Genomic DNA, 21,927 nt, shown 5'->3' on the forward strand with positions numbered 1-21,927 from the left:
CGCGCGCCTTCGCCACCGTCGCGGCGAAGGCGTCTGTGAGGTCAGGCGGCCGACGGCTGAAAGCCCTGCAGGGGCGCCCCTTCAGGCTTGAAGGTGTGCGGGTTGATCGCATACCACAGGTTGTTTTTCTGCACGGCGTACAACGGGCGTCCGGCACAGGTGCCGGCGCGACTGCCGGCAGGCTGGCCGGATTCTGCGTTGACGCTGGAATACACGCCGGCCCCCCAGCGACACTTTTCAAACACAGTTGCAGGCAGGTAGATATCCGCCCCCAGGGCGCGCAACTCTCCGCGCATGAAGTTTTTACCGAAAGCCGCCACCTTCTGCCCCGTTTTCAATACCCCAATGGCGCCATCCAACGGATTGAGCACGCTGCGAAAAAACGGTGATACCCCCGCGAACCCCTGCATGGAAAATGCCCTGCCATTAAATGGCAATACCACTTTCAGCCCTCTGTAAAAGCTCTTCACACCCGCTAACCCACCGGTCACTGCGAACGAGGCGAAATCGATCAATATGCCGCGTACCCCTTGCGCCGTCTTGCCCTCCGCGACATCGGCGAAGGCGCCGACAAAGGGCAGCAGGCCCAAGACCATCCGCAGGTTTTCAGGGCCGAAAACGTCCTCGGAGCCAAACGGGAATGCCCGGCGACGTTGATAGTCGGTGGGCTGGTTGGCATAGCGGAGCAAAGGCTCACGTGGCATGGTAAAGCTGTTACTCAGTACGCCCTCGACAATGCGGCCGGTTTTTTCGCTGCTGAACGTCGTGGGCACCGGCAGCTGTGCGTGCTTTGGATGGCCGGGCATCAACGTGGCAGGCAGGTCGGTCGCGGCCTTTTCGATGATGACCGATGACTGCACGCCGGCTTTCGGCTCGCTGCCAGTTTTATACGCCGCGAAATCAAAGCTGGCAGGTTTTGTGTGCCGGAACTCGCGCCGCACATACGCAAAGGGGCCATGGGGTTTCTGCCCCACTTCGACCTGCCCGCCCAGCGGCAGCGTGTAGCTCAAGTCGTCGCGCTTGACGATACGCATGGCGCCGGGGAACACCTCGAAATACCCGAAGCGAGGCTCGACGGCGCCGGTCTCGTAACGGATCAACGTGCCATGCGTGCCCTTGTGTTCGGCCACCTTGGAATCGGCGCCTTCGTCGTCCTCAATGGCGTCGCCGGTCGCCTCGCGCAAACTGAAGAATTCGATTTGCCCCACTTCAAGGGCCTTACGGTCTTCCAGCGGCAACTGCGCAAACATGAGTTTGAGTACCGTGGCCTGCGCCGCACGACAATCAGCCACGTAGCGCTCGATGGCGGGCGCTACCAGCGGTGCGATTTTCGGCAGTTTTTTGATCCGCTCATCAAAATCCGCCTGGGAAATGCGTGGATGTTCGAACTTGTACTTCGCTTTACCGGCGCGGTATTCGTTCAGCCACGTGTTGAACGCGACCAGCGCACCCGGCGAGTCTTGTTCCGCCAGAAGAAACTCAGTCAACAAAACCTCATGGGGTTGGCCGTGCTGCCTGGGATCCGCCACCCGGCGCAAAGTGAAGCCACGGATTTCATCTTCGCTCATCTCGGGAAACAGCAGCGTCAATTGCTCGACAAGCAGGCGGGTCATCGAGGGCGGCTCGGCCGTCAGCGTCTGGAAGGCGTCGCGGAGGCTGTTTTGCTGCTCGGTGAAGGCTTGTGCAGCCGCCTGGTAGTTTTGCGCGGTGTATTTGCCGTCCAACGGCTTGGGAAACACGCCGGCCATCACGGCCCACTCCAACAAAGGCAGGGTGCCCACACCTTTGATCAACGCCTCCTGCTCCGGGTTTTGCGGTTGCAAGCGTGCCAGGGCATTGACTTGCGTTGCGTTCATCGCCCGCGAACTGCCTGGCCCGGCGAGCGCTTCGGCGATCCCACAGCCCAGACGCATGGCGAGCCATGCCGGGGAACCCATCCGCACGTCATCGGGGCTTTGCTTGAGTACTTGGGGTATTGAGGCAGGCAGTTGTGGGTCGGGCTTGAGCAACATTTCCGGCGCAGCCTGTGCCAGGAACATATGCGCCAGAAATGGCGCACTTTCAGCGCTGACGCCTTTTTCCCGCAGGTGCCGCTCGATGTCGGCACGCACTTCTTTTTGCGTGCGTCCGAAATTGGCAGGCTGATAAATCGCGTAGCCGGCTACTTCTCCTGGTTTGCCCGGCAGGCTGCCCTGAAGGTTGAGCTTGAGCGCCGTAGCGAGCAACGCATGACGCTGCGCCCTGGGTAACGGCTGACCATCAGCCACGTCGAAAAGCTTGAGTTCCTTGGCCAAGGCTTCGGCCTGGGTCACGGCAGCGGGCGAATCGAAAAAGGCGGTCAACCGCCGGTCAGGGTCTGCAGACAACGCCTGCCAGGGGTCCGGGGTGGTCAGGAAGCTATCGAACAAACCGGCGACGCTCGCCGCGCCAGTCTTTAGCACTTCACAGTCAGCCGCCGTCAATGCGCCCGGTGTCCAGGTGTAGGGGGTCAAAGCTGCGTAGTCAGCGGTCAGCGGCGGCTCAGGCCATCGCGTGTCGAGCCAAGCCTGCACGTCGCGGCCTTGCTCGAGCGTCGTGGGCGAACTCAGGCCAAAGAAATCCAGTGCCTGGCGCATATCCCAAGTATCGGTGGAATACAGGGCGTTGCCGGTTTTCTGACTTTGCTCGACCAAGGCTTGTAACCGGCTCTTCATTGCCTGCACGCCAGGGTCGGGATTCTTGCCAACTTCGTCATCGAAGTAGGCTTGCAGGGACCGCCACGTGCCCTTGGCATCACACTGTTGAAGCTCGCCCTGACTGATTCTGAAACGGTCACCGACGCTGTCCAGGCCGATTTTCTCAAGAAAGTCCCGAAACGCCGGTGAGGCGAGCAGCTCGACAAAGGCTTGGCGTGGCAATTGGCTGTTGCGCTCCAGAGAAGAGCCCGGTGGCGCCACATAGGCTTGCTCATCCAACCGCAGAGCCTCGCCCTCCTTCAGGCCTCGCAAGCGCTGGCGAAGTTGTTCGGCCAAACCGCTGCGAGCGGTTGCATCGCTGTTCGCCGTCACTGTGCGGGTAAAAGCGTCGCGCCACTGCTGGCGCTTCTCAACGCTGATGGGCGGCCAGCCATTACGCTTGAGCTGTGCCCCCAGCGCGGGTGCCGCCTGCTCGTTCTTCGCAGGTTGCACCCCATAAAAATCCAGGATGATATCCCGCGGGATCGGCTCGGAGGGCATGTTGGCGGGAATCCCCAAGTCACTCGGCGAGAGTATTTTTTGCACCTTGCGAAGCTTGCCGCTGGCCTCCCACCAGCCGGAACCATCGGTGGTGGTAAACCGTACGAAGGTGTCTTTTCCATCGCGACTGACCACGCCCACCACACTGTCGCTGAACACGCGCACCGTAGAGATCTTCAAGCCCTTGGCGCGAAACCAGTCCTGCACTGGCGGCTCGCTGAGTGCCTGTTGGTATTGACTGATAAACGGCCCAATCGAGGCATTTCGCGGGATAAGCGGCTCAGGGGCAACCCCTGAACTCAGCCAGCGCCCCACCTTGGTCTGCAGGGTTGCATCGCCTTTGGGCGCGTTTTCTTCGGAGGGGAATCGACGTGGCGCTTCAGCTACGGCAGCCGTGGCGCCACGCTTGTCTCGCGTTGACGGGTTCGACACCGCCCCATCCGATACAGGAGGCAGGTGGGAGAACCGGTTGTAAGGGTTTACCTGGATAAGCGACATTTCTATTTCCTCTCTACCAGTCAGAATGGTGAGAGTTCTCGTCCGTAAGAACTGTCGAGAGGAAATCTACAAGTCGCAATTGGGCTCTTTCGTAAGCCAAGTCCCAAAGAGATGCAGGCAGAAACCGGGAATTATCTTGTGACGCTCAGCGCTTACAGAATCCGGTACAACAACCGCTCAATCCGCACCCGACTGACCCGCCGTAAAAACTTGCCTACGGCCGGGGGGTAGTCCACCAGCGACTGCAACTGTTGATAGCCGGCAATACGCGTGGTGTGCTGGAAAATTTGCGCCAGCTCCGCACGTCGCGGCGCCAACCATTGGCCTTGGGGGTCATCGATCAGCAAGCCGTTTTCCAGGTCGAGGCGGAACGCTCGCGGGTTGAGGTTATTGCCCGTGAGCAAGGTGTAGCGTTGGTCGACCCACATGCCCTTGAGGTGGTAGGTGTTGTCGCCGTCGCGCCACAGGTGCAGGTTCAACTGGCCACTGTCGATCACCGGCTGATGCCGCTTGGCGAAGCGGCGCAGGCTGATTTCGTAGAGGTACGGCAACGCTGCGATCACCTTGAACGGCTCGCTGGGCGGGATATAGAAATCATTGGCGGTTTTGTCACCGACGATGATGTCGACCTTCACGCCTCGCGCCAGGGCACGGTTGAGCTCCCGAGTCACAGGCAGTGGCAGGTTGAAATAGGGGGTGCAGATGGTCAGCTGATGCTGGGCGCTGGCGATCAGTTCTAGGACGACCCGGTTCAGCGGGTTGTTCTTGCCCACACCCAGCAACGGGCTGACGGCCAGGTGGTTGTTGGGCAACTGCCCGGCGGTGGTGTCGTAGGCCGCATGTTTCAGGCGGCTGCGCAGGTCGCCGATGTCGTTGCGCAGGCTGCGGGTGGTGGGCGGGTTAGGCAGGTCCAGGCGATGCACCGCCTTGGAAGCGACCAGGCCATGCTCCACCAGATGCTGCATGGAGTCGGCCAGCGGCTGGCTGTGGATCAAGTGGTAGCGGTCATAACGGTACTTGTCGAACTTGTGCAGGTACACGTTGTTCAGGCTCGCGCCGCTATACAACACGCTGTCGTCGATCACGAAGCCCTTGAGATGCAGCACGCCGAACAGTTCGCGGGTTTGCACCGGCACGCCGTACACCGGCACTTCGCTGGCATGGCTTTGGGTCATGGCCTGGTACCAGGCGCTGTTGCCGGGTTGCTTGCCGGCGCCGATCAGGCCCCGTTGTGCACGCAGCGAGTCGACCACGACCACAATGTCCAGCTCCGGCCGTGCGGCCTTGGCGGCATGTAACGCGTCGTAAATCTCCTGCCCCGCTTCGTCGTGCTGCAAATACAGCGCAACGATGTAGATGCGCCGAGTGGCCTGGGGAATCTTTTCCAGCAGGCAACGCCGGAACGCCTCGGCGTCGGACAGCACGTCAATGGCCTCGGGGGTGATTGGAAAACCGCGAAGTTTGGGCAACAGGGAGCGTTTGAAGAACGACGGCATAAGGCTCGCAATGGGTCGAATCCGAAGAGGCCACGAGCTTACACCATGGGTGCGCTCAGGTCTCGCAGTCACGCATTGAAAAAGTTGATTGACCAAGAAGAACGATCGTTCTACTGTTAGCCACATGAACGACATGACTCCCAGTGAAACCCGCGACATTATCCTCGACGTCACCGAGAAGTTGATCTATCGCCACGGCATCGCCGCCACCGGCATGGATTTCTTGGTGAAAACCGCCGGTGTGTCGAGAAAAAGTATTTATCGCTACTTCGCCAACAAGGACGAGTTGGTGATCGCCGCCCTGCAACGCCGCGATGAGCGCTGGATGCAGTGGCTGCGCGCAGAAGTGGAACGCAGCGAAAGCAGCGGCGAGCGCCTGCTGGCGCTGTTCAGTGCGCTGAAAACCTGGTTTGCGTCGGCGGACTTTCGTGGCTGCGCCTTCATCAACACCAGCGGCGAAACCGGTGACGCGCAAGACCCGGTGCGGCTGTTGGCCAAAGCCCATAAACAGAAACTGTTCGAGTACGCACTTGAACTGTGTGAAGCACATGGCACCCCCGACCCGCAACAGCAGGCCGCGCAACTGCTGATATTGATCGATGGTGCGATAACCGTTGCCTTGGTGATGGGCGATTCAACAGCCGCTGATAATGCGCAATGCATGGCGCGAACGTTATTAGGACTTGAGAACGCGTAAATCCGGCAACTCTCGATAACCCTTATTGTGTCAAGGAACTGCCCAATGTCATCTCTCCCGGAAACACGCCCGCCTTTGCCGCCCTTTACCCGCGAGTCGGCGATCGAAAAAGTTCGCCTGGCCGAAGACGGCTGGAACTCCCGCGACCCACAGCGAGTGTCGCTGGCCTACACCCTGGATACGCAATGGCGTAACCGCGCCGAATTTGCCCACAACCGCGAAGAAGCCAAGGGCTTCCTCACCCGTAAATGGGCCAAGGAGCTGGACTATCGGCTGATCAAGGAATTATGGGCGTTTACCGATAACCGGATTGCGGTGCGGTATGCCTATGAATGGCACGATGACTCCGGCAACTGGTTCCGTTCCTACGGTAACGAGAACTGGGAGTTCGACGAAAACGGCCTGATGGCGAACCGCTTTGCCTGCATCAATGACCTGCCGATCCAGGAAAGCGAGCGCAAATTCCACTGGCCGCTGGGCCGACGCCCGGATGATCATCCGGGGCTGTCCGAACTGGGGCTCTAAACATTTAGAGCGGACGACGGTTAACCTGTGGCGAGGGAGCTTGCTCCCGTTGGACTGCGTAGCAGGCCCAGTCTTTTCAAACCAAAAGCTGGGACCGCTTCGCGGCCCAACGGGAGCAAGCTCCCTCGCCACAGTGACAGCAGCAAGCCCTGACTGACTGGCATTGCACCGCAACCCACTCAGTCCGAGTTCAGGCCAACCCGATACAACACGCCGTCATCCTCATCCGTGAGCACATACAGATAGCCATCCGGGCCCTGCCGTACATCGCGGATGCGGGCTTTCAAGCCGCCGAGCAAACGCTCCTCATGGATCACCTTGTCGCCATCGAACTGCAGGCGTATCAGTTCCTGGCTGGCCAAGGCACCGATGAACACGTTGTGCTGCCAGGGTTTGAAACGATCAGCATCGTAAAACGCCATGCCACTGATGCCCGGTGATTTCTCCCAGACGTGATGGGGCGCCACGGTGCCTTCCACTTCCTTGCCCTTGGCCTCCGGGATCGGCGTCAACGAATAGTCGATGCCGTGAGTCGCCAGCGGCCAACCGTAATTCTTGCCACGCTCGATGATGTTGATTTCATCACCACCGCGAGGCCCATGTTCGTTTTCCCAGATCGTGCCGCTCCACGGGTTCATTGCCAGACCCTGCGGGTTACGCTGGCCATACGACCAGATTTCGGGGCGTACGCCCTGCTGGCCGACAAAGGGGTTGTCTTCCGGCACCCGGCCATCCGGGAAGATGCGCACCACCTTGCCTTGCAGCTTGTCCAGGTCCTGGGCCGTCGGGCGATCGTTGTTTTCACCCAAGGTCACAAACAGGTAGCCATCACGGTCGAAAGCCAGGCGCGAGCCGAAGTGGTTACCGGTCGACAACTTGGGTTCCTGGCGCAGGATGACCTTGAAGTCCTTCAAGCCGCTCAAGTCATCGGCCAGGCGCCCACGCCCGACGGCGGTACCGGCCTTGCCCCCCTCGCCACCGCCTTCGGCGTAGGACAGATACACCAGGCGGTCCTGCTTGAAGTCCGGTGACAGCACGACGTCAAGCAAGCCGCCCTGCCCTTTGGCCCACACCTGAGGTACGCCGGTCAGCGGTGCCGACAGTTTGCCGTCCGGGCTGACGAACCGCAGGTGGCCAGGACGCTCAGTCACCAGGAAACCTTGTTTATCCGGCAGGAATGCCACGGCCCATGGATGCTCCAGCCCCTTGGCGACGGGCGTGACGCTGATGCTGCCCTGCTCGCTGGGAAACTGTCGAGCCTGCGCCGCAAACACGGCCGTCAATGGAAGTAGCGTGGTTGCACACATCGCGGCTAGCAGGGTTTTGCGTAGAAACATAAGACGTCGTCCTTACCGGCGATTGCCGTTGGCATCATAGGTGGGTGCTTTGGTTTCGGTCGCGGGCCGGCTGGGGGCGCTGTCGCGCTGGGGATAGCGATTGCCGATACCGCCGTTTTCCAGGGTCGGCGCGGGGCCGCTGGGAACGGCCGGGATACCCCGAGTGGGCGGCGCATTGGGCACCGTACCCTGCATGCTGTTGGGGTTGGCCCGATGAATAGGGCTGTTGTTGGTATCAAAGTGGCCGGGCAGATTTTGCGCCTGGGCCAAGGGCACCAGCGCCAGGCCCAACGCCAATGCAGCGAAATGACGTACACAACGGTTCATGACTATGCCTCTCTGAAGCGGACAACACGTGCTTTCGATAACACGCTACGCCTAGGGTTCGGCATTCGTAACTAAATACTTTCTGATCAGGTGTAACACGATCTGTCCGTGCATCCCTCCGTCGAAACTTTTTCCCGAGCCGGCCAGTCACCAGAAGACCGGCACTTCTCAAGGAATCGCACTTATGCCACGAGCAATCTGGAAAGGCGCCATCAGTTTCGGACTGGTCCACATCCCTGTCTCCCTGGTCTCGGCGACGTCTTCACAAGGCGTCGATTTTGATTGGCTGGACAAACGCAGCATGGATCCGGTGGGTTACAAACGCATCAACAAGACCACCGGCAAGGAGGTCACCAAAGAGAACATCGTCAAGGGAGTGGCCTATGAAAAGGGTCGCTACGTGGTGCTCAGCGAAGAAGAAATCCGCTCAGCTCACCCCAAGTCGACCCAGACCATCGAAATCATCGCCTTTGTCGCCAGCGACCAGATCCCCCTGCAAAACATTGACACGCCCTACTTCCTGGCCCCCGACAAACGCGGCGGCAAAGTCTATGCGCTGCTGCGCGAAACCCTGAAGAAAACCGGCAAGGTCGCCCTGGCCAATGTCGTGCTGCACACCAAGCAGCACCTGGCGGCGCTGATGCCACTGGAATCGGCCCTGGTGCTGGTCATGCTGCGTTGGCCCGCCGAAGTGCGCAGCCTGGACGAACTGGAATTGCCCAGCGACGTCACCAAGCCCAGCCTGGCCAAGGGCGAGCTGGAGATGGCCAAGCGCTTGGTGGAGGACATGACCGCCGACTGGCAACCGGATGATTATCGCGACAGCTTCCAGGACAAGATCATGGCGCTGGTCGCGAAGAAGGCCAAGGCCGGCAAGATCGAAGACGTGGAATCCAGCGAAGGCAGCGAGGAACGTAAGACCGCCGACGTGATTGACCTCACGGAATTGCTCAAACGCAGCCTGGCCGGTAAACCGGCGAAAAAAGCCGCCCCCAAAAAACCGCGCAAAGCTTCCTGAACCGACCAAAGGAGCCCTTGCCATGCCCAAGCCCCTGAGCGAATACAACCGTAAACGCGACTTCGAGATCACCGCAGAACCCTCCGGCAGTGCGCCAGGCAACACGCGAGAGGCAGGCGCCCTGTCGTTTGTCATCCAGAAGCACGCCGCACGCAACCTGCACTATGACTTTCGCCTGGAGTTGGACGGCGTACTCATAAGCTGGGCTGTGCCCAAAGGCCCCAGCCTGGACCCGAGCCAGAAACGCCTGGCGGTGCATGTCGAAGACCATCCGCTGAGCTACGGGACCTTCGAAGGCAGTATCCCGGCCGGTCAATACGGTGCCGGCGATGTGATCGTCTGGGACCGGGGCATCTGGCAGCCCCACGATGACCCGCACAAAGCCTATCGCGCCGGCAGGCTGAAATTCACCCTGATCGGTGAAAAGCTCTCCGGCGACTGGGCCTTGGTGCGTACCCGCCTCCAGGGCAGTGCCACCAAGGAACAATGGCTGCTGATCAAGGAAAAGGACCCGCAGGCACGCCCGGCCACCGACTACGATATCGTCGAGGCCGAACCGAACAGCGTTATCAGCAACGCTTCGGTGGGTAAACACACAGCGCGAACCCAGCCTTCTCACGCGCCTGTCGCCGTCCCGGCACAACGCTCCGCGCAAAAGCGCGCCCCGCGTAGTCAGCTGAACATCACCCATGCCGACCGCGTCATAGACCCGCAGAGCGGCACGCAAAAGCAGCAATTGGCGCAGTTCTATGCACAGATCAGTGATTGGATTCTGCCGTTCCTGTGGCACCGGCCGGTGTCGCTGCTCAGGGCGCCAGAAGGCATTGAGGGCGAACAGTTCTTCCAGAAGCACTCAGAGCGCCTGGCCATTCCACATATCAAGCACCTGGAACCTGCGCTGGACCCAGGCCATGCGCGCCTGATGGAGATCCGCACCACCGACGCGCTGATCGGCGCCGTGCAGATGGGCACGATCGAACTGCACAGCTGGGGCGCCACCACGGACAAGATCGAAACACCGGACCAATTCGTACTCGACCTTGACCCGGACCCGGCGCTGCCTTGGAAAAACATGCTGGAGGCGGCGCAACTGACGCTGTCGGTACTCGATGAGCTGGGGCTCGACGCATTCGTCAAGACCAGCGGCGGCAAAGGTTTGCACCTGATCGTGCCATTGGCACGTAGGGACGGCTGGGACACCGTCAAAGCGTTCGCCAAGGCCATCGCACAGTTCATGACCCGGTCACTGCCTGAACGCTTCACGGCCACCAGCGGCCCGAAAAACCGGGTCGGCAAGATCTTTGTCGATTACCTGCGCAACGCGCGTGGCGCCAGTACCGTTGCCGCCTATTCAGCCCGCGCACGACCTGGCCTGCCCGTGTCGGTGCCGATCAGTCGGGATGAATTGAAGGGATTGGAAGGCGCCCAGCAGTGGACGGTGGCGAACCTGCAGGAACGCCTGCAAGGTTTGAAGAACGACCCATGGGCCGGTTATGCCAACCGGCAGCGGATCAGCAAAAAGATGTGGGACAGGCTGGGCGCGCAACCACCGCAGTGATTCGCGCCGCCGCCAGGTTTCAGATGAGAATGAAGATCAGCGCCAAACCTGCAAAAATTGCCCACTTTTCCAGGTAGTAACGCGCACGATTGCGCTTTTTAAGCTCTTTGCCGCGCAGGCGAATCTTGTACAGGCGGGTAAAGGCACGGTTCAAGCCACCGGTCTTGTCGCCGTCGTCATTGGGCGAACCTGCAGCGGCCATCACATTGCGGCTGAACCAACGGTTGAACGCGGCCGCCCAGCGATACTTCATCGGGCGCTCGATATCACAGAACAGAATGATGCGGTTCTGCTGCGTAGCGTTTTCCGCGTAGTGAATGTAAGTCTCGTCAAACATGACTGGCTCGCCATCGCGCCAGTAATAGCTTTCACCGTCCACATTGATGTAGCACGCCGGATCGTTGGGTGTATCCAGGCCCAAGTGGTAGCGGTAGGAACCCGCGTAGGGGTCGCGGTGACGCACCAGCTTGGACCCCGGTGGCAGCTCGGCGAACATGGCGGCCTTGATCGAGCCGATGCTCTGCACCAACTCCGTGGTACGCGGGCACAGCTTCATCGCCGATGGATGGCTGTCGCCGTACCACTTGAGGTAGAAGCGCTTCCAACCCGACTTGAAGAACGAATTGAAACCCACGTCGTTGTATTGATCCGAGCGTTTGATCGCCCCTGCCTGCATCAGGTTCTGACCTTCCTTGCGGATCTCCTCCCAATGCTCCTGCAAAGGGCTCAGGTCCGGAAAGTCACTGGCTGACAGAAAAGGACGGCTTGGCTGCTTGGAGAACAGATAAAGAAAGCAGTTGATCGGCGCCAGGAACGTCGAGTGATCGCTGAGTTGGCGGCCCAGCTTGTGCCGCACCCGGCCACGCAGGTGGACATACGCAATAGAGGCAACGTAGAGAAGAACAATGATGAGTTTCAAGGGATTCGTCACAAGTCAGGGAGAGAACAGGCTGCTCCTGTGGCCCATATCAGCCAAGGATGAAAAGGCAGCACCTGAAATCACAATTCACGTACAAGTGGCACACGGCACGCAAGCTCCTGCGACGTGTGACCATTGGCCGGTATTTAGCCACAGTTTGTAACCAAAGGTTAACTAAGAATTGTGAAAAGCTGTCGACTGAATGTGCTGGAGAATTTGTGGGCAGGCGCTCGCGCCCGCCCACGGGCGCAGGTCTTTTACGTCAAGGGTTGATCGTCTTTGCGTTCGCGGCGGGAAAAACTGCTGTCTTCCAATGCTGCGTAGGCTATGGCGCCTTGACGGCTGAGCATGAGGTAGCGGATCAGCGCAATCACCAACCCTAGCAACAGGCCACCCACCAGGCTAAACGCAATGACCAAGGCTTTTTTGGGCTTGACCGGTGCCAATGGCTCCTGGGCGCGGCGGTCGACCGTGACCAACTTGAGGTTGCTCATATCGATGTTAAGACCTCGCAAACGCGCAACTTCAGCGCGTAGCGGCTCGACGTCCTTCAGGAAAATATCTTCATTCCCACGCTTTTTCAGGATCTCGACTTCCCGGTTGGACTCGAGCATCTGAAGTTCCTTGCCGATTTCCGCAATACGAGGGTTGGTGAAATCATCACTGGTTCGCTGCTGCAATGCGGAGCGCTCTGCTTCCAGGGCTTCGGTACCCATGAAATACAGCGGGATCTTCTGATTGTTGACCTCTGTACGCATGACCTGACTCGAACCGCCACGCGAGTCATCGGCCATGGAGGATGGCGTGGTCGGTGTCTTGATCCCCATGGACTTGGCAATGGAGATGGCCTCGGCCAGTTCGGCCAGGCGATTGGTGCGCTCCATCTTCAACTGCAGACGCAAGGCACCTAGCTCATCCTGCAATTGCGCACGCTTGAGTCGATCAGCCTCAAGCAGCTTGGCGATCTTGGATTCCTTTTCGGTATCGTAGTTGGCGCGGGCTGCGTCGATCTTGCCCTTGAGTTCAGTCAAACGGTTATTAACAATGACCTTGAGGTCTGCGCCGACTTGCTCACGTTCGGCTGCGATGGCGTAATCGACGAAGCCGTTGAGAATGCTCACACCGTCAACATCCGTCGGGTACTGCAACTCCAGGCGAATATAGTTGCTCAGCGAGTCTGCTTTCTTTGGGTCCGGCAGGATCAGGTTGACAGAGTTGCGGTTGAAATCCTCAAAGCTCTGTTCCAGGGTTTGCCCAGGCTTCTTGAAAGCCTTGAACAGCTCTTCATGCTCCTTGAAAAAACCCAGGCGGGCTTCGTACGAATCCAACTGAGACCCGACTTTCAATAGAGCATCGGCGGGCGGGAGTTTGTAGACCTCAGAGCGGTTCAAGGCGTCCAATTCGTTGATGGCCGCAGGCCTGAGCACACTGCTGACTTCATAAGTCTTCGGCGCCAGGAAGGCATAACCCGCTCCCAAGACACCCACCAGAAGCGTACAACCCACGATCAGCTTTTTTTGCCGCCAAATACCCTGGAACAATTCAAATAGATCGATTTCATCGGAAGCGACAGCGGGCGGAAGCTGGGAAGTACGATTCAAAATAAGAACACCTCAAAATTGACACTAAAATGCCATCACTCTTCAAAGCCCTATGACTTTAAAAATCAGGGACAACGCCCTGGCACTACAGACTGATGGCAATGTGACCACTGAGTCTGATGAAAGATCCTACGAAGCTGGCGTTTATTTCTGTCTTATATAAGCAAACATCAACTACAACATTCATGTAGGGTCAATGCACTTGGAAGCGTAGCCAATACAACATGAAAAAGCTGTCAAATCGCTGTCTTCTAAAGAAAAATTCCCACACGTCGTCTGGATTATCGTTTTTTATCCGATATAACTGGCTCTTCCACGCGCAGAAAAGGAATTTGCATGCCCTCCCATCCCCACTCCGACTATCAGGCCCTCCAAGGTGCCTGGGAACAGACCGCCCTTGAAGACAGCGGCGTGCTCAACCCCGCCGACGCCCACAGTGCGCCAGGTGCCATTACCACTATTACAGGGGACAGCTTCCAAGTGACGACGGTCGATGGCGATGTCCTACTGGCCGGCCGGTTTTCCCTGGACGCCAGCACCCACCCCAAAAGCATTACCTGGGTGGACTCCATCGGCGAGGATGCGGGCAAGCAGCTACCCGCCAGCTACCGGCTCGACGGCGATCATTTCGTCTTTATCGCGGCTGATGAAGGCATGCCCAGGCCGACGGTGTTCAGCACCGGCCCGGGGCAAACCATGCGAACGTTTGTGCGGCGCGGTTGAATGAGCGTACATCCGAATGCTCGACAGCTTTTTCACATAGCCTTCACTTCCCAAGCGATACGTTGACGCTTACCTACTCCAGTGAATCCCTTGGCCCGCCTCGCGCGGGCTTTTTTTTGCCTTCGGCAAGCCGGCTCAGGCGGGACGCCGGGTCGCGGTCAGGGTGAAGCACAGCGGCAATTGCGCACGTTGATTCTCGTATTGATCGTACAGCTCTTCACGATTGGAGTGCGGGTACTCCTGCAAATGGCCTATCTGCAGGCGCGCAGCAATCGCGCCGCTCACCACGCTTCCCAATGTGTGCACAAACCAGTACGACGTCGGACCCTCAAGGGCGCCTCGCCCCTCATAAACGATGGATTCCTGCAATACAAAGGGATCGCGCTGGAAATACGAACTGGCCGGCAACATTGGGTTGGCGGCCGCGGGATCGAATACTTCAAGGAACGGATGGGTTTCATACATCACCAGAACACCGCCTGGCTTGAGTACACTCGCAGCATGGCGCATGAACAGCGCCACATCCGGCATCCAGCCCAATACACCGATGGTCACCAGCGCTACATCGAACTGCCCCATCAGCGCTTCAGGCAAATGGTGGATGTCGCTCTCAATGAACTGCGGACAGTGGGGCGAAACATCGGCCAGTTCCCGGGCCTGCTGGAGAAACTCGCGGGATTGATCGACCCCCACCACCGAACGAGCCCCCAGGCCAAATAACGACAGGCACTCGCGGCCATTATTACAGCAAAGCTGCACCACGTCCTTGCCGGCAACGCCGACCTCTTGCAGCAGCTGGGTAATCGTTGGGTCAAGGCAGGAAAAGTCGGCGCGAGCAACCGCTGCCAGCGTCGCCTTCCAGGTGGCGGTGTCTTTATGCAGCCGGGCGGATTCATCCCAGGCTTGCCTATTGCTCTTGATAGCCTGCTCGGCCGATGGCATATCCATTGCGTCTCCAGAAGTCAGTGCGGCGAGGTTCGGAAAGTAAGCCAGTTTCATGTCAGATAAAACCCCTGGACATGCCGAACTAATCTCGATGGCTACAGGTCATTAGCCCAATGAGTGCTCAACCCCTGCGCACTGCCGCTGAAGAATTCATCGTGGCTCATCACACCGACCTGCGTACCACCCTCTCTCTGGACAGCCTGAACTTCTTCCTGGCAGACGTGCGTGATGGGCTTGGGCCGTATCTGGCGATCTATCTGTTAGCGGTGCATAAATGGGACCCGGCCAGTATCGGTATCGTCATGACCCTGGCGGGTATCGCCGCTCTGATCACCCAAGGCCCGGCGGGTGCGCTGGTTGACCGCACGCATAGCAAACGCGCGGTGATTGCGATCGCCGCCATCCTCGTGACCGCGAGTTGCCTGATATTGCCTTTTGTCAGCTCGTTCGGCTGGGTGGCGCTGACCCAGGCGGCCAGCGCGGTGGCGGCCTCCGTATTCGCCCCGGCGATTTCCGCGATTTCCCTGGGGATCACCGGGCCACGCGCCTTTACCCGTCGCACCGGGCGCAACGAAACGTTCAACCATGCCGGCAATGCCGTGGCGGCCATGCTGGCGGGCGGCCTGGCCTACCTGTTCGGCCCTGTCGTGGTGTTCTACCTGATGGCTTTTATGGCGATAGCCAGCCTGGTAGCCGTGAGTTGCGTATCACCCACGGCGATCGATCACGAAGTGGCCCGGGGTTTCGACCCAGCCCACGCGCAGGACCACGAAGCGCCATCCGGCTGGAAAGTATTACTGGCCAACCGTCCGCTGTTGCTGTTCGCCGTTTGCTGCGCGCTGTTTCACTTGGCCAATGCCGCCATGCTGCCACTCGTCAGCCAGAAGCTGGCCCAGATCAACCTGCAAATGGCGACGCCCCTGACCTCGGCCTGTATCGTCGCCGCACAGTTGGTGATGGTGCCAATGGCCTGGCTGGTGGGCCTGAAAGCCGATGTGTGGGGCCGCAAGCCGTTACTGCTGGCGGGGTTCCTGATCCTGCCGTTGCGCGGTGTGCTGTACACACTGTCCAACGATCCCTATTGGCTGGTGGCGGTACAAATGCTCGACGGCATCGGCGCAGGTATTTTCGGTGCGCTGTTCCCGGTGATCGTCAAAGACCTGACCCAAGGCACCGGGCGCTTCAACGTCAGCCTGGGCGCACTGTCCACAGTATTCGGCCTGGGCGCGGCGTTAAGCAGCAGCCTTGCCGGCTTCGTGGTCCAGCAGGCCGGCTACAATGCTGCGTTCCTGACCCTGGCGTTTGTCGCCGCAGCTGCACTGGTGCTGCTCTGGCTCGCGATGCCGGAGACCCTGGCAAAACCATCTTTCGAGTGCCATACAACTGTCGCCTGACATATGCGACAATGCGCGCCAAATTCCAACACACATCCCCCATTTTCTGCTCAGCGACCGGGTTTCGCGCCTTGATGTCGCTGTTGATGCATGCCTGAAGGCTCCTGCCGCAATGCTTGCAACTCATTGATAGGTAAAGTAATTGATCTCCACAGCTAACATCACCATGCAGTATCAAATGCATTTCGATGATTACTGCTGATCAGTGTTTGCTGGGCCAAGTCATCATGAGTAATCACCAATAACGCACCAAAATGCACCCGTTGGTTCCAAGACTGGTCCCAACGGGCAAATTTCAGCTCATGCCGAAACTGCATAACACCTCTCGCGGCGTCCTGCCGACCTAAATCAAATCCCAACAACACACCGACTGCTAAGCTTTTCGCTCAACCAGAGGAAAGCCGATGCCCAACTCAGACCTACTCCCCTCCCTACTGTCCAAGCTCTACGAAAACCAGCTCGCCTTAGAGGCCTCCATCATGGAACTGTCGAATTGGGTCGAGCAGCGTGGCTCCACCGACGTCGCTGAAAACATTCGCGGCGCACTTAGCACCATTGACCACAACGAAGAATTTATAAAAATGACTCTCGCAATGCTGATGTCGCCCGAATGAAATTGTCCAGACGCTGAGGGCTCAACTACTTGCAGGCCACTGACCAGAGCTGATCGAGCTTCGTGGTGTAGCTCTGGCTCATCATGTCACGCCGCATTCCCCAGTCAGGGTTTGTTGGCACACTGGCCGCGCGCAACGTTCCCCTTCCCCACCGTTCGTTGATCTGGTCGAGTACTGACATCACTCTGGTCGCCTCGGCCGGCTGTGATACGGCGAACAGATCATCCGTGTATTCGCCTGGCTGGCACAGGTTGAGCAACATGACCTCAGCCTTGCTGTACTTGAAGCCTGGCCGAAAGATTCGATCCAGGGCGTCCACCGCTGCCTTGGTCAGTAATCGCACGTCGTCCGTGGGATACGGCATATCCACCACCACGCCATTGGCATACTTCGCCTCCTCCGGGTTGAACATCCCGGTGCGGATGCAGACACGAACCTTTTTGCACAGCGAGCTCTGCGCGCGCAGCTTTTCCGAAGCCCGCATCATGTAGGTGGCCACGGCCTCCTTGATCGGTGCCAGTTCCGTCAGCCGCATGCCGAACATCCGGCTGCAGCAGATTTCCTGCTTTGGAGGATCTGGCTCATCCAACTCCAGGCAGGATGTGCCGGCCAGTTCCCGCGCCGTCTTCTCGATCACCACGCTGAATTTCTTGCGCAACGTCCACGGATCGGCCCTGGCCAAGTCCATCGCGCTCTTGATCCCCATCGCGTCCAAGTGCAGTTTCATCTTCCGGCCAACGCCCCACACCTCTGAAACGTCAGTGTTGCGCAATACCCAGTCACGTTTGACCGGGTCGGTGATGTTCACCACGCCGCCGGTCTGGGCTTGTAGGCGTTTCGCCGTGTGGTTGGCCAACTTGGCCAGGGTCTTGGTGTTGGCAATTCCGACGCCCACCGGGATTCCGGTGCACTGGAATACCCGGGCGCGTATTTGGCGCCCAAGGGCATCCAGGCCATCGATACCAGTCAGTTCGGCGAAGGCCTCATCAATGCTGTAAATCTCAACGGCCGGCACCATTGACTCAATCAGCGTCATGACTCGCTCGCTCATGTCGCCATAGAGCGCGTAGTTGGACGAGAACGGAACAATGCCGTGCTGCTTGAGCTTGTGCTTGATCTGGAAGTACGGCTCACCCATTTTGACAAAGGGCTTGGCATCGTAGCTGCGGGCGATAACACAACCGTCGTTGTTGCTGAGAACTACGATAGGCGTCTTGGCCAGGTCCGGACGGAACACACGTTCGCAGCTGGCATAGAAACTGTTGCAGTCGATCAGGGCAAATACTGGTGCCGGCTTAGACATGGCTGCGCACGGTACTGGTGATAACGCCCCAGATCGACAGCTCGTCGCCCTCCAGGATGTAGCGTGCCGGGTATTTCGGGTTTTCCGACAACAAGATGACCTCTTTACCGCGCTTGCACAGGCGTTTGCAGATGGGGTCATTGTTCAGCAGAGCCACCACCACATGCCCGTGGGCCGGCTCAATAGACCGATCCACAACGGCCAGGTCTCCCTCGAAAATACCCGCCCCCTGCATGCTTTCACCGGTAATGGCGATCAGATAGACGTGCGGCGCCCTGATATTTAAGACCTCATCCAATGAGATGTGCTGCTCGATATGATCAGCTGCGGGCGACGGAAATCCCGCAGGTACTCGAAACGAGCAGAAAGGCAGCTTCGTGCCGCCCTCGGCGATAGGACCTAAAATTGAAAAGCTCACGGCGCAGCCTTTTACAAATACTGTACGAATGTACAGTTAATATCGCAGGCGACTTTGGGTCAATTTGATGTAAGAGATATCTGACAAGCGGGCGAGTCATCCCACCTCATCTGTATAGCCAGCGGCCGCCTCTTCGACCAGTTCGCGCCACTGCTCGCTGTCAATTGCGCCACGTACTTTCAGATCATCGGCCAGGGCGAGGCGGATTTCATAGCGATCCTCCGGCGTCGTTGATATGAAGGCGGGGTCGCCGCGCAGCGCGAACCATGCTTGCACTGCGTTAGCCCGCTCAATGTTGATCGTCATGACGAATATCCAGGGCCGATGTCTACAGTGTAGAGATTGGCCGGGCTCCGGCTGTTCATCGGTACCGACGAGTGGAGAAGACAATGTGCGGACGCCTTTCGCAGTACAGCGGCATTCATGACTTCGTCGCGGCTCTGAGCATGCCCAACGCACTGGCCAATTCTGTGGGGGATCTCCCGCTTGAGAGCTATAACATCGCCCGGACAGACCAGGTTGCGCTGTTGCACGTTCAGGGTGACCTGCTACACGCCGACTCAGTGCCTTGGGGATGGCGGCCCCATTGGGCAAAAGACCGGGCCGCGCCGATCAACGCCCGCGTCGAGAAGGTGGCCCACGGCCCCTTCTTCCGTGCGATCTGGCCGCACCGGGCAATCACGCCCATAGACATCTGGTTTGAGTGGGTCGATGAAGGAGGCCCTAAGAAACAGCCCTACCTGATCCGACGGCGGGACCGCGCCCCGGTGCTGTGTGCAGCCATTGGCCAACTGCCCAACGCAGACGAAGACCCGGGCGAGCACGATGGCTTCGTCATCATCACCGCCGACAGCGCCGGAGGCATGGTGGACATTCACGACCGGCGCCCCGTAGTGCTGACACCGGACCTGGCCCGGGAATGGTTGGACCCGGCCACACCCAAGGAGCGCGCCGAGCAGATAGTGTTGCATCAGGGGGAACCGTCTGAGGTGTTCGAATGGCTCAAAGTCGGTCAAGACGTGGGCAACGTTCGGAAAAAGGATGCCCAGCTAATCAAGCCGATTTAGCTGACCGCATCAGGATCACCTTATCGACCAAACTCTCTCCATAATCATTACAATAAAAAGCATCCAGAAAATCACCAGCAATACCGTACCCGCAATCCATCGCAGTCCCATCAAAAAATCCAAATCCAGTTGTATTGACCATGATTTGTATCACCAATTAATAAGCTGGTATGTAGGAGATTTCCTGAATTTTCTATTTGAAAATTATCAAGCGCACGCGCGCGACGTAGGAGAAACCTGGGCAGCCTATCTATTGGAGACGCACCACATACGAAAATCACATCCAGCCCCCCATCCAAGGGCCGGCAGAATGGGAGGCCGTAGGTCGCGTATAAATGACCCCTGCCGAAGTGAAAGCAGCAGGACGGATACGGTAGCAGGAGGTATCCGACGATTTCTCAATCTAAAAAATCTAAGATACCCTTTGAAAACAACAAGTTAAACTAGTTGATGCGCAATTATTTAGCGCGCCTATTATCTCGATTCATTATTTTGTATTCATCAATACTCAATTCCTCCCTAAGCTGGCAATGAAGGCGCAAAGCGGAGGAATGGGGCATAACAGGCCGCCTCCGTTCGCACGCGGAGATGCACCGTTATCAAACCTCGGCCCCTGGAGGCCTCTATGAAATTACGCTCCTTGAATATCGCGCGCAGAGCTTTCGTCTGCTTCGGACTAATAACAATTCTGCTAATCATCTCGGCAGGGTTCTCATATCTACAGATAAATCACTTACACAACGCAGAGCAGGACATAGAGAAAAATTCATTACCAAGCGTACAGATCGTCGATGACATTCAAATCGCCCTTCTTCACGCTCGCCTTGAGAGCATTCGAATGCTCTCAAGTACAACTAAAGATGTACACGATAAGTCGTTTTCCGTCGTGGAAGAATCAATACAAATACTACAATCTAAAACAGCATATTACCATGACCATTTGATGTCTGGCGAACAGGATGAACTTCAGCTTTCGAAAACCACTCAGGCCATGACCGCCTACATTAACGGGCTCAAAAAAGTACTTTCCTTAGATATAACCGATCATGACCAAGCTATTGTTTTCGCGAATACTGAACAGGCGAGACTTGCAACTGATTATCAAGAGCAGCTCACGATTCTACGAGACCAGAATGCAGCTCAGGCTGTAGTCTCGGGCAAAGAGGCGACAAATATTTACTCCCATAGTGTTAATGTGCTAATCGCAGTGCTGGTGATGGCATTCATCTTAACCATCGCTTTGGCAGTCATGTTCACGAAAAGCATTGTCGACCCCATAAGCTCCTCGCTTAAGTTAGCCGAGGATATCTCGTTGGGCGACCTAACTCAAGATCTAGAAGTAACAGGATCAGATGAGGCTTCACGCTTGATGAGAGCACTGAATCTTATGCAAAAAAATCTACGAAGTACAATTTTAGAAATTTCTGGAGCATCTGCTCAACTGAGTACTGCAGCAGTTGAAATGACCTCCATTACAGAAAGTGCAGACCGCACCTTGCAGCAGCAAAATAGTGAAATTGAACAAGCAGCTACCGCGGTGACTGAGATGAGTGCTGCTGTAGAGGAAGTCGCCAGAAATGCTAACTCCACATCAGAGGCAGCGATGCAGTCAAGCTCAGCGGCTGGACTCGGCAGCCAAAGAGTGAACGAGACATTAACTGCGATGCGGGGTTTGACAGGCATGGTCGAAGTTTCTTCAACTCAGGTAGAAGAGCTCGCAGAACAGGCTCAGGATATCACTAAAGTTCTGAGTGTAATTAGATCCATCGCCGAACAGACGAACCTTTTAGCGTTAAACGCAGCAATTGAAGCTGCTCGCGCAGGCGAACAAGGTCGTGGGTTTGCGGTTGTTGCAGATGAGGTTAGGGCTTTGGCGCACCGTACACAAACCTCAACCCAAGAAATTGAACAGATGATATCAACCATACAAACAGGCTCTTCATCTGCGGTCGAATCGATGCGGAAGAGTACATCTGAGGTTCACAAAACCCGAGACACTGCGGAACAAGCCGGTGAATCGTTACGCCAAATCATTGATTCGGTGCTAGAAATAAACGACCGCAATATACAAATTGCAACCGCCTCCGAGGAACAAGCTCACGTAGCGAGGGACGTAGATCGTAGTCTTATTAGCATCCGAGACCTCGCGACTCAGAGCACCGAAGGCGCTCGTCAGACTTTAGCTGCGAGCAATGAGTTGTCTCGACTTGCCATAAACCTGAACGACTTGGTTCTCCGCTTTAAGACCCAGTAATTAAATTAATATTCTGCA

At 57.7% G+C, this 21,927-nt stretch carries 20 protein-coding genes; 9 read left to right on the forward strand and 11 right to left on the reverse strand.

The window, feature by feature from the left end:
• Nucleotides 1–41: 41 nt before the first annotated feature.
• On the reverse strand, nucleotides 42–3,713 hold the full coding sequence (locus MJP36_RS17320; RefSeq protein ID WP_244383579.1) for a hypothetical protein: 3,672 nt from the start codon (nucleotides 3,711–3,713) through the stop codon (nucleotides 42–44).
• A gap of 152 nt (nucleotides 3,714–3,865) precedes the next feature.
• A complete protein-coding gene (gene pssA, locus MJP36_RS17325) occupies nucleotides 3,866–5,209 on the reverse strand; it encodes a CDP-diacylglycerol--serine O-phosphatidyltransferase (protein WP_244383580.1) in 1,344 nt (447 codons plus the stop codon).
• Nucleotides 5,210–5,333: 124 nt separating this feature from the next.
• Between pssA and MJP36_RS17330 the strand changes: the two genes are divergently transcribed.
• Nucleotides 5,334–5,906 carry a TetR/AcrR family transcriptional regulator gene (locus MJP36_RS17330; RefSeq protein WP_060752813.1) on the forward strand — a complete coding sequence of 191 codons (573 nt, stop codon included), beginning with the start codon at nucleotides 5,334–5,336 and terminating at the stop codon, nucleotides 5,904–5,906.
• A 45-nt stretch (nucleotides 5,907–5,951) separates the two neighbouring features.
• Nucleotides 5,952–6,431, forward strand: coding sequence for a nuclear transport factor 2 family protein (locus tag MJP36_RS17335; RefSeq protein WP_060752812.1), 480 nt, complete (start codon nucleotides 5,952–5,954; stop codon nucleotides 6,429–6,431).
• A 179-nt stretch (nucleotides 6,432–6,610) separates the two neighbouring features.
• On the opposite strand, the gene MJP36_RS17340 is transcribed toward MJP36_RS17335, so the two are convergent.
• Entirely contained in the window at nucleotides 6,611–7,768 is a 1,158-nt protein-coding gene (locus MJP36_RS17340; RefSeq protein ID WP_104993546.1) for a PQQ-dependent sugar dehydrogenase, read from the reverse strand.
• A 12-nt stretch (nucleotides 7,769–7,780) separates the two neighbouring features.
• Nucleotides 7,781–8,095 carry a hypothetical protein gene (locus tag MJP36_RS17345; protein ID WP_060752810.1) on the reverse strand — a complete coding sequence of 105 codons (315 nt, stop codon included), beginning with the start codon at nucleotides 8,093–8,095 and terminating at the stop codon, nucleotides 7,781–7,783.
• Nucleotides 8,096–8,279: 184 nt separating this feature from the next.
• Here MJP36_RS17345 and ku point away from each other — a divergent pair, with 184 nt between their 5' ends.
• Together ku and ligD are read left to right on the forward strand one after the other, a co-directional pair.
• Complete coding sequence (gene ku, locus MJP36_RS17350) at nucleotides 8,280–9,113, forward strand: non-homologous end joining protein Ku (protein WP_244383581.1); 834 nt, start codon at nucleotides 8,280–8,282, stop codon at nucleotides 9,111–9,113.
• A 22-nt stretch (nucleotides 9,114–9,135) separates the two neighbouring features.
• Nucleotides 9,136–10,671 carry a DNA ligase D gene (gene ligD, locus MJP36_RS17355; RefSeq protein WP_244383582.1) on the forward strand — a complete coding sequence of 512 codons (1,536 nt, stop codon included), beginning with the start codon at nucleotides 9,136–9,138 and terminating at the stop codon, nucleotides 10,669–10,671.
• A 19-nt stretch (nucleotides 10,672–10,690) separates the two neighbouring features.
• Here the strand turns inward: ligD and lpxO are convergent, their stop codons facing one another.
• On the reverse strand, nucleotides 10,691–11,590 hold the full coding sequence (gene lpxO, locus MJP36_RS17360; protein ID WP_060752807.1) for a lipid A hydroxylase LpxO: 900 nt from the start codon (nucleotides 11,588–11,590) through the stop codon (nucleotides 10,691–10,693).
• Between the two features lie 257 nt (nucleotides 11,591–11,847).
• The gene (locus MJP36_RS17365; protein ID WP_244383583.1) at nucleotides 11,848–13,191 is read right to left on the reverse strand and encodes a Wzz/FepE/Etk N-terminal domain-containing protein; all 1,344 of its coding nucleotides are present in this window, start codon (nucleotides 13,189–13,191) and stop codon (nucleotides 11,848–11,850) included.
• A 336-nt stretch (nucleotides 13,192–13,527) separates the two neighbouring features.
• Between MJP36_RS17365 and MJP36_RS17370 the strand changes: the two genes are divergently transcribed.
• Nucleotides 13,528–13,914: a TIGR03067 domain-containing protein gene (locus tag MJP36_RS17370; protein ID WP_104993543.1), complete on the forward strand. Its 387-nt coding sequence runs from the start codon at nucleotides 13,528–13,530 to the stop codon at nucleotides 13,912–13,914.
• A 135-nt stretch (nucleotides 13,915–14,049) separates the two neighbouring features.
• Here MJP36_RS17370 and MJP36_RS17375 read toward each other — a convergent pair whose 3' ends face one another.
• On the reverse strand, nucleotides 14,050–14,862 hold the full coding sequence (locus MJP36_RS17375) for a class I SAM-dependent methyltransferase (RefSeq protein ID WP_104993542.1): 813 nt from the start codon (nucleotides 14,860–14,862) through the stop codon (nucleotides 14,050–14,052).
• A 152-nt stretch (nucleotides 14,863–15,014) separates the two neighbouring features.
• Here MJP36_RS17375 and MJP36_RS17380 point away from each other — a divergent pair, with 152 nt between their 5' ends.
• On the forward strand, nucleotides 15,015–16,253 hold the full coding sequence (locus MJP36_RS17380; RefSeq protein WP_104996121.1) for an MFS transporter: 1,239 nt from the start codon (nucleotides 15,015–15,017) through the stop codon (nucleotides 16,251–16,253).
• Between the two features lie 404 nt (nucleotides 16,254–16,657).
• Entirely contained in the window at nucleotides 16,658–16,867 is a 210-nt protein-coding gene (locus MJP36_RS17385; protein WP_244383584.1) for a hypothetical protein, read from the forward strand.
• Between the two features lie 25 nt (nucleotides 16,868–16,892).
• On the opposite strand, the gene umuC is transcribed toward MJP36_RS17385, so the two are convergent.
• From umuC to MJP36_RS17400, 3 genes are all read right to left on the reverse strand, one after another.
• Nucleotides 16,893–18,170, reverse strand: coding sequence for a translesion error-prone DNA polymerase V subunit UmuC (umuC, locus tag MJP36_RS17390; protein ID WP_244383585.1), 1,278 nt, complete (start codon nucleotides 18,168–18,170; stop codon nucleotides 16,893–16,895).
• Nucleotides 18,163–18,588, reverse strand: coding sequence for a LexA family protein (locus tag MJP36_RS17395; RefSeq protein WP_102368983.1), 426 nt, complete (start codon nucleotides 18,586–18,588; stop codon nucleotides 18,163–18,165). The genes umuC and MJP36_RS17395 overlap by 8 nt, the downstream gene beginning before the upstream one ends.
• Before the next feature lie 96 nt (nucleotides 18,589–18,684).
• The gene (locus MJP36_RS17400; protein WP_244383586.1) at nucleotides 18,685–18,894 is read right to left on the reverse strand and encodes a hypothetical protein; all 210 of its coding nucleotides are present in this window, start codon (nucleotides 18,892–18,894) and stop codon (nucleotides 18,685–18,687) included.
• Between the two features lie 83 nt (nucleotides 18,895–18,977).
• On the opposite strand from MJP36_RS17400, the gene MJP36_RS17405 reads away from it, so the two are divergent.
• A complete protein-coding gene (locus tag MJP36_RS17405) occupies nucleotides 18,978–19,655 on the forward strand; it encodes an SOS response-associated peptidase family protein (protein WP_244383587.1) in 678 nt (225 codons plus the stop codon).
• Here the strand turns inward: MJP36_RS17405 and MJP36_RS17410 are convergent.
• Nucleotides 19,642–19,797 (reverse strand): hypothetical protein, encoded by a 156-nt coding sequence (locus MJP36_RS17410; RefSeq protein ID WP_244383588.1) that lies wholly within the window; start codon nucleotides 19,795–19,797, stop codon nucleotides 19,642–19,644. The genes MJP36_RS17405 and MJP36_RS17410 overlap by 14 nt on opposite strands.
• 483 nt (nucleotides 19,798–20,280) lie before the next feature.
• Between MJP36_RS17410 and MJP36_RS17415 the strand changes: the two genes are divergently transcribed.
• Nucleotides 20,281–21,909, forward strand: coding sequence for a methyl-accepting chemotaxis protein (locus MJP36_RS17415; RefSeq protein WP_244383589.1), 1,629 nt, complete (start codon nucleotides 20,281–20,283; stop codon nucleotides 21,907–21,909).
• The last annotated feature ends 18 nt before the right edge of the window (nucleotides 21,910–21,927 follow it).

Source organism: Pseudomonas palleroniana (assembly GCF_022836895.1).
Taxonomy (GTDB): Bacteria; Pseudomonadota; Gammaproteobacteria; order Pseudomonadales; family Pseudomonadaceae; genus Aquipseudomonas; species Aquipseudomonas palleroniana.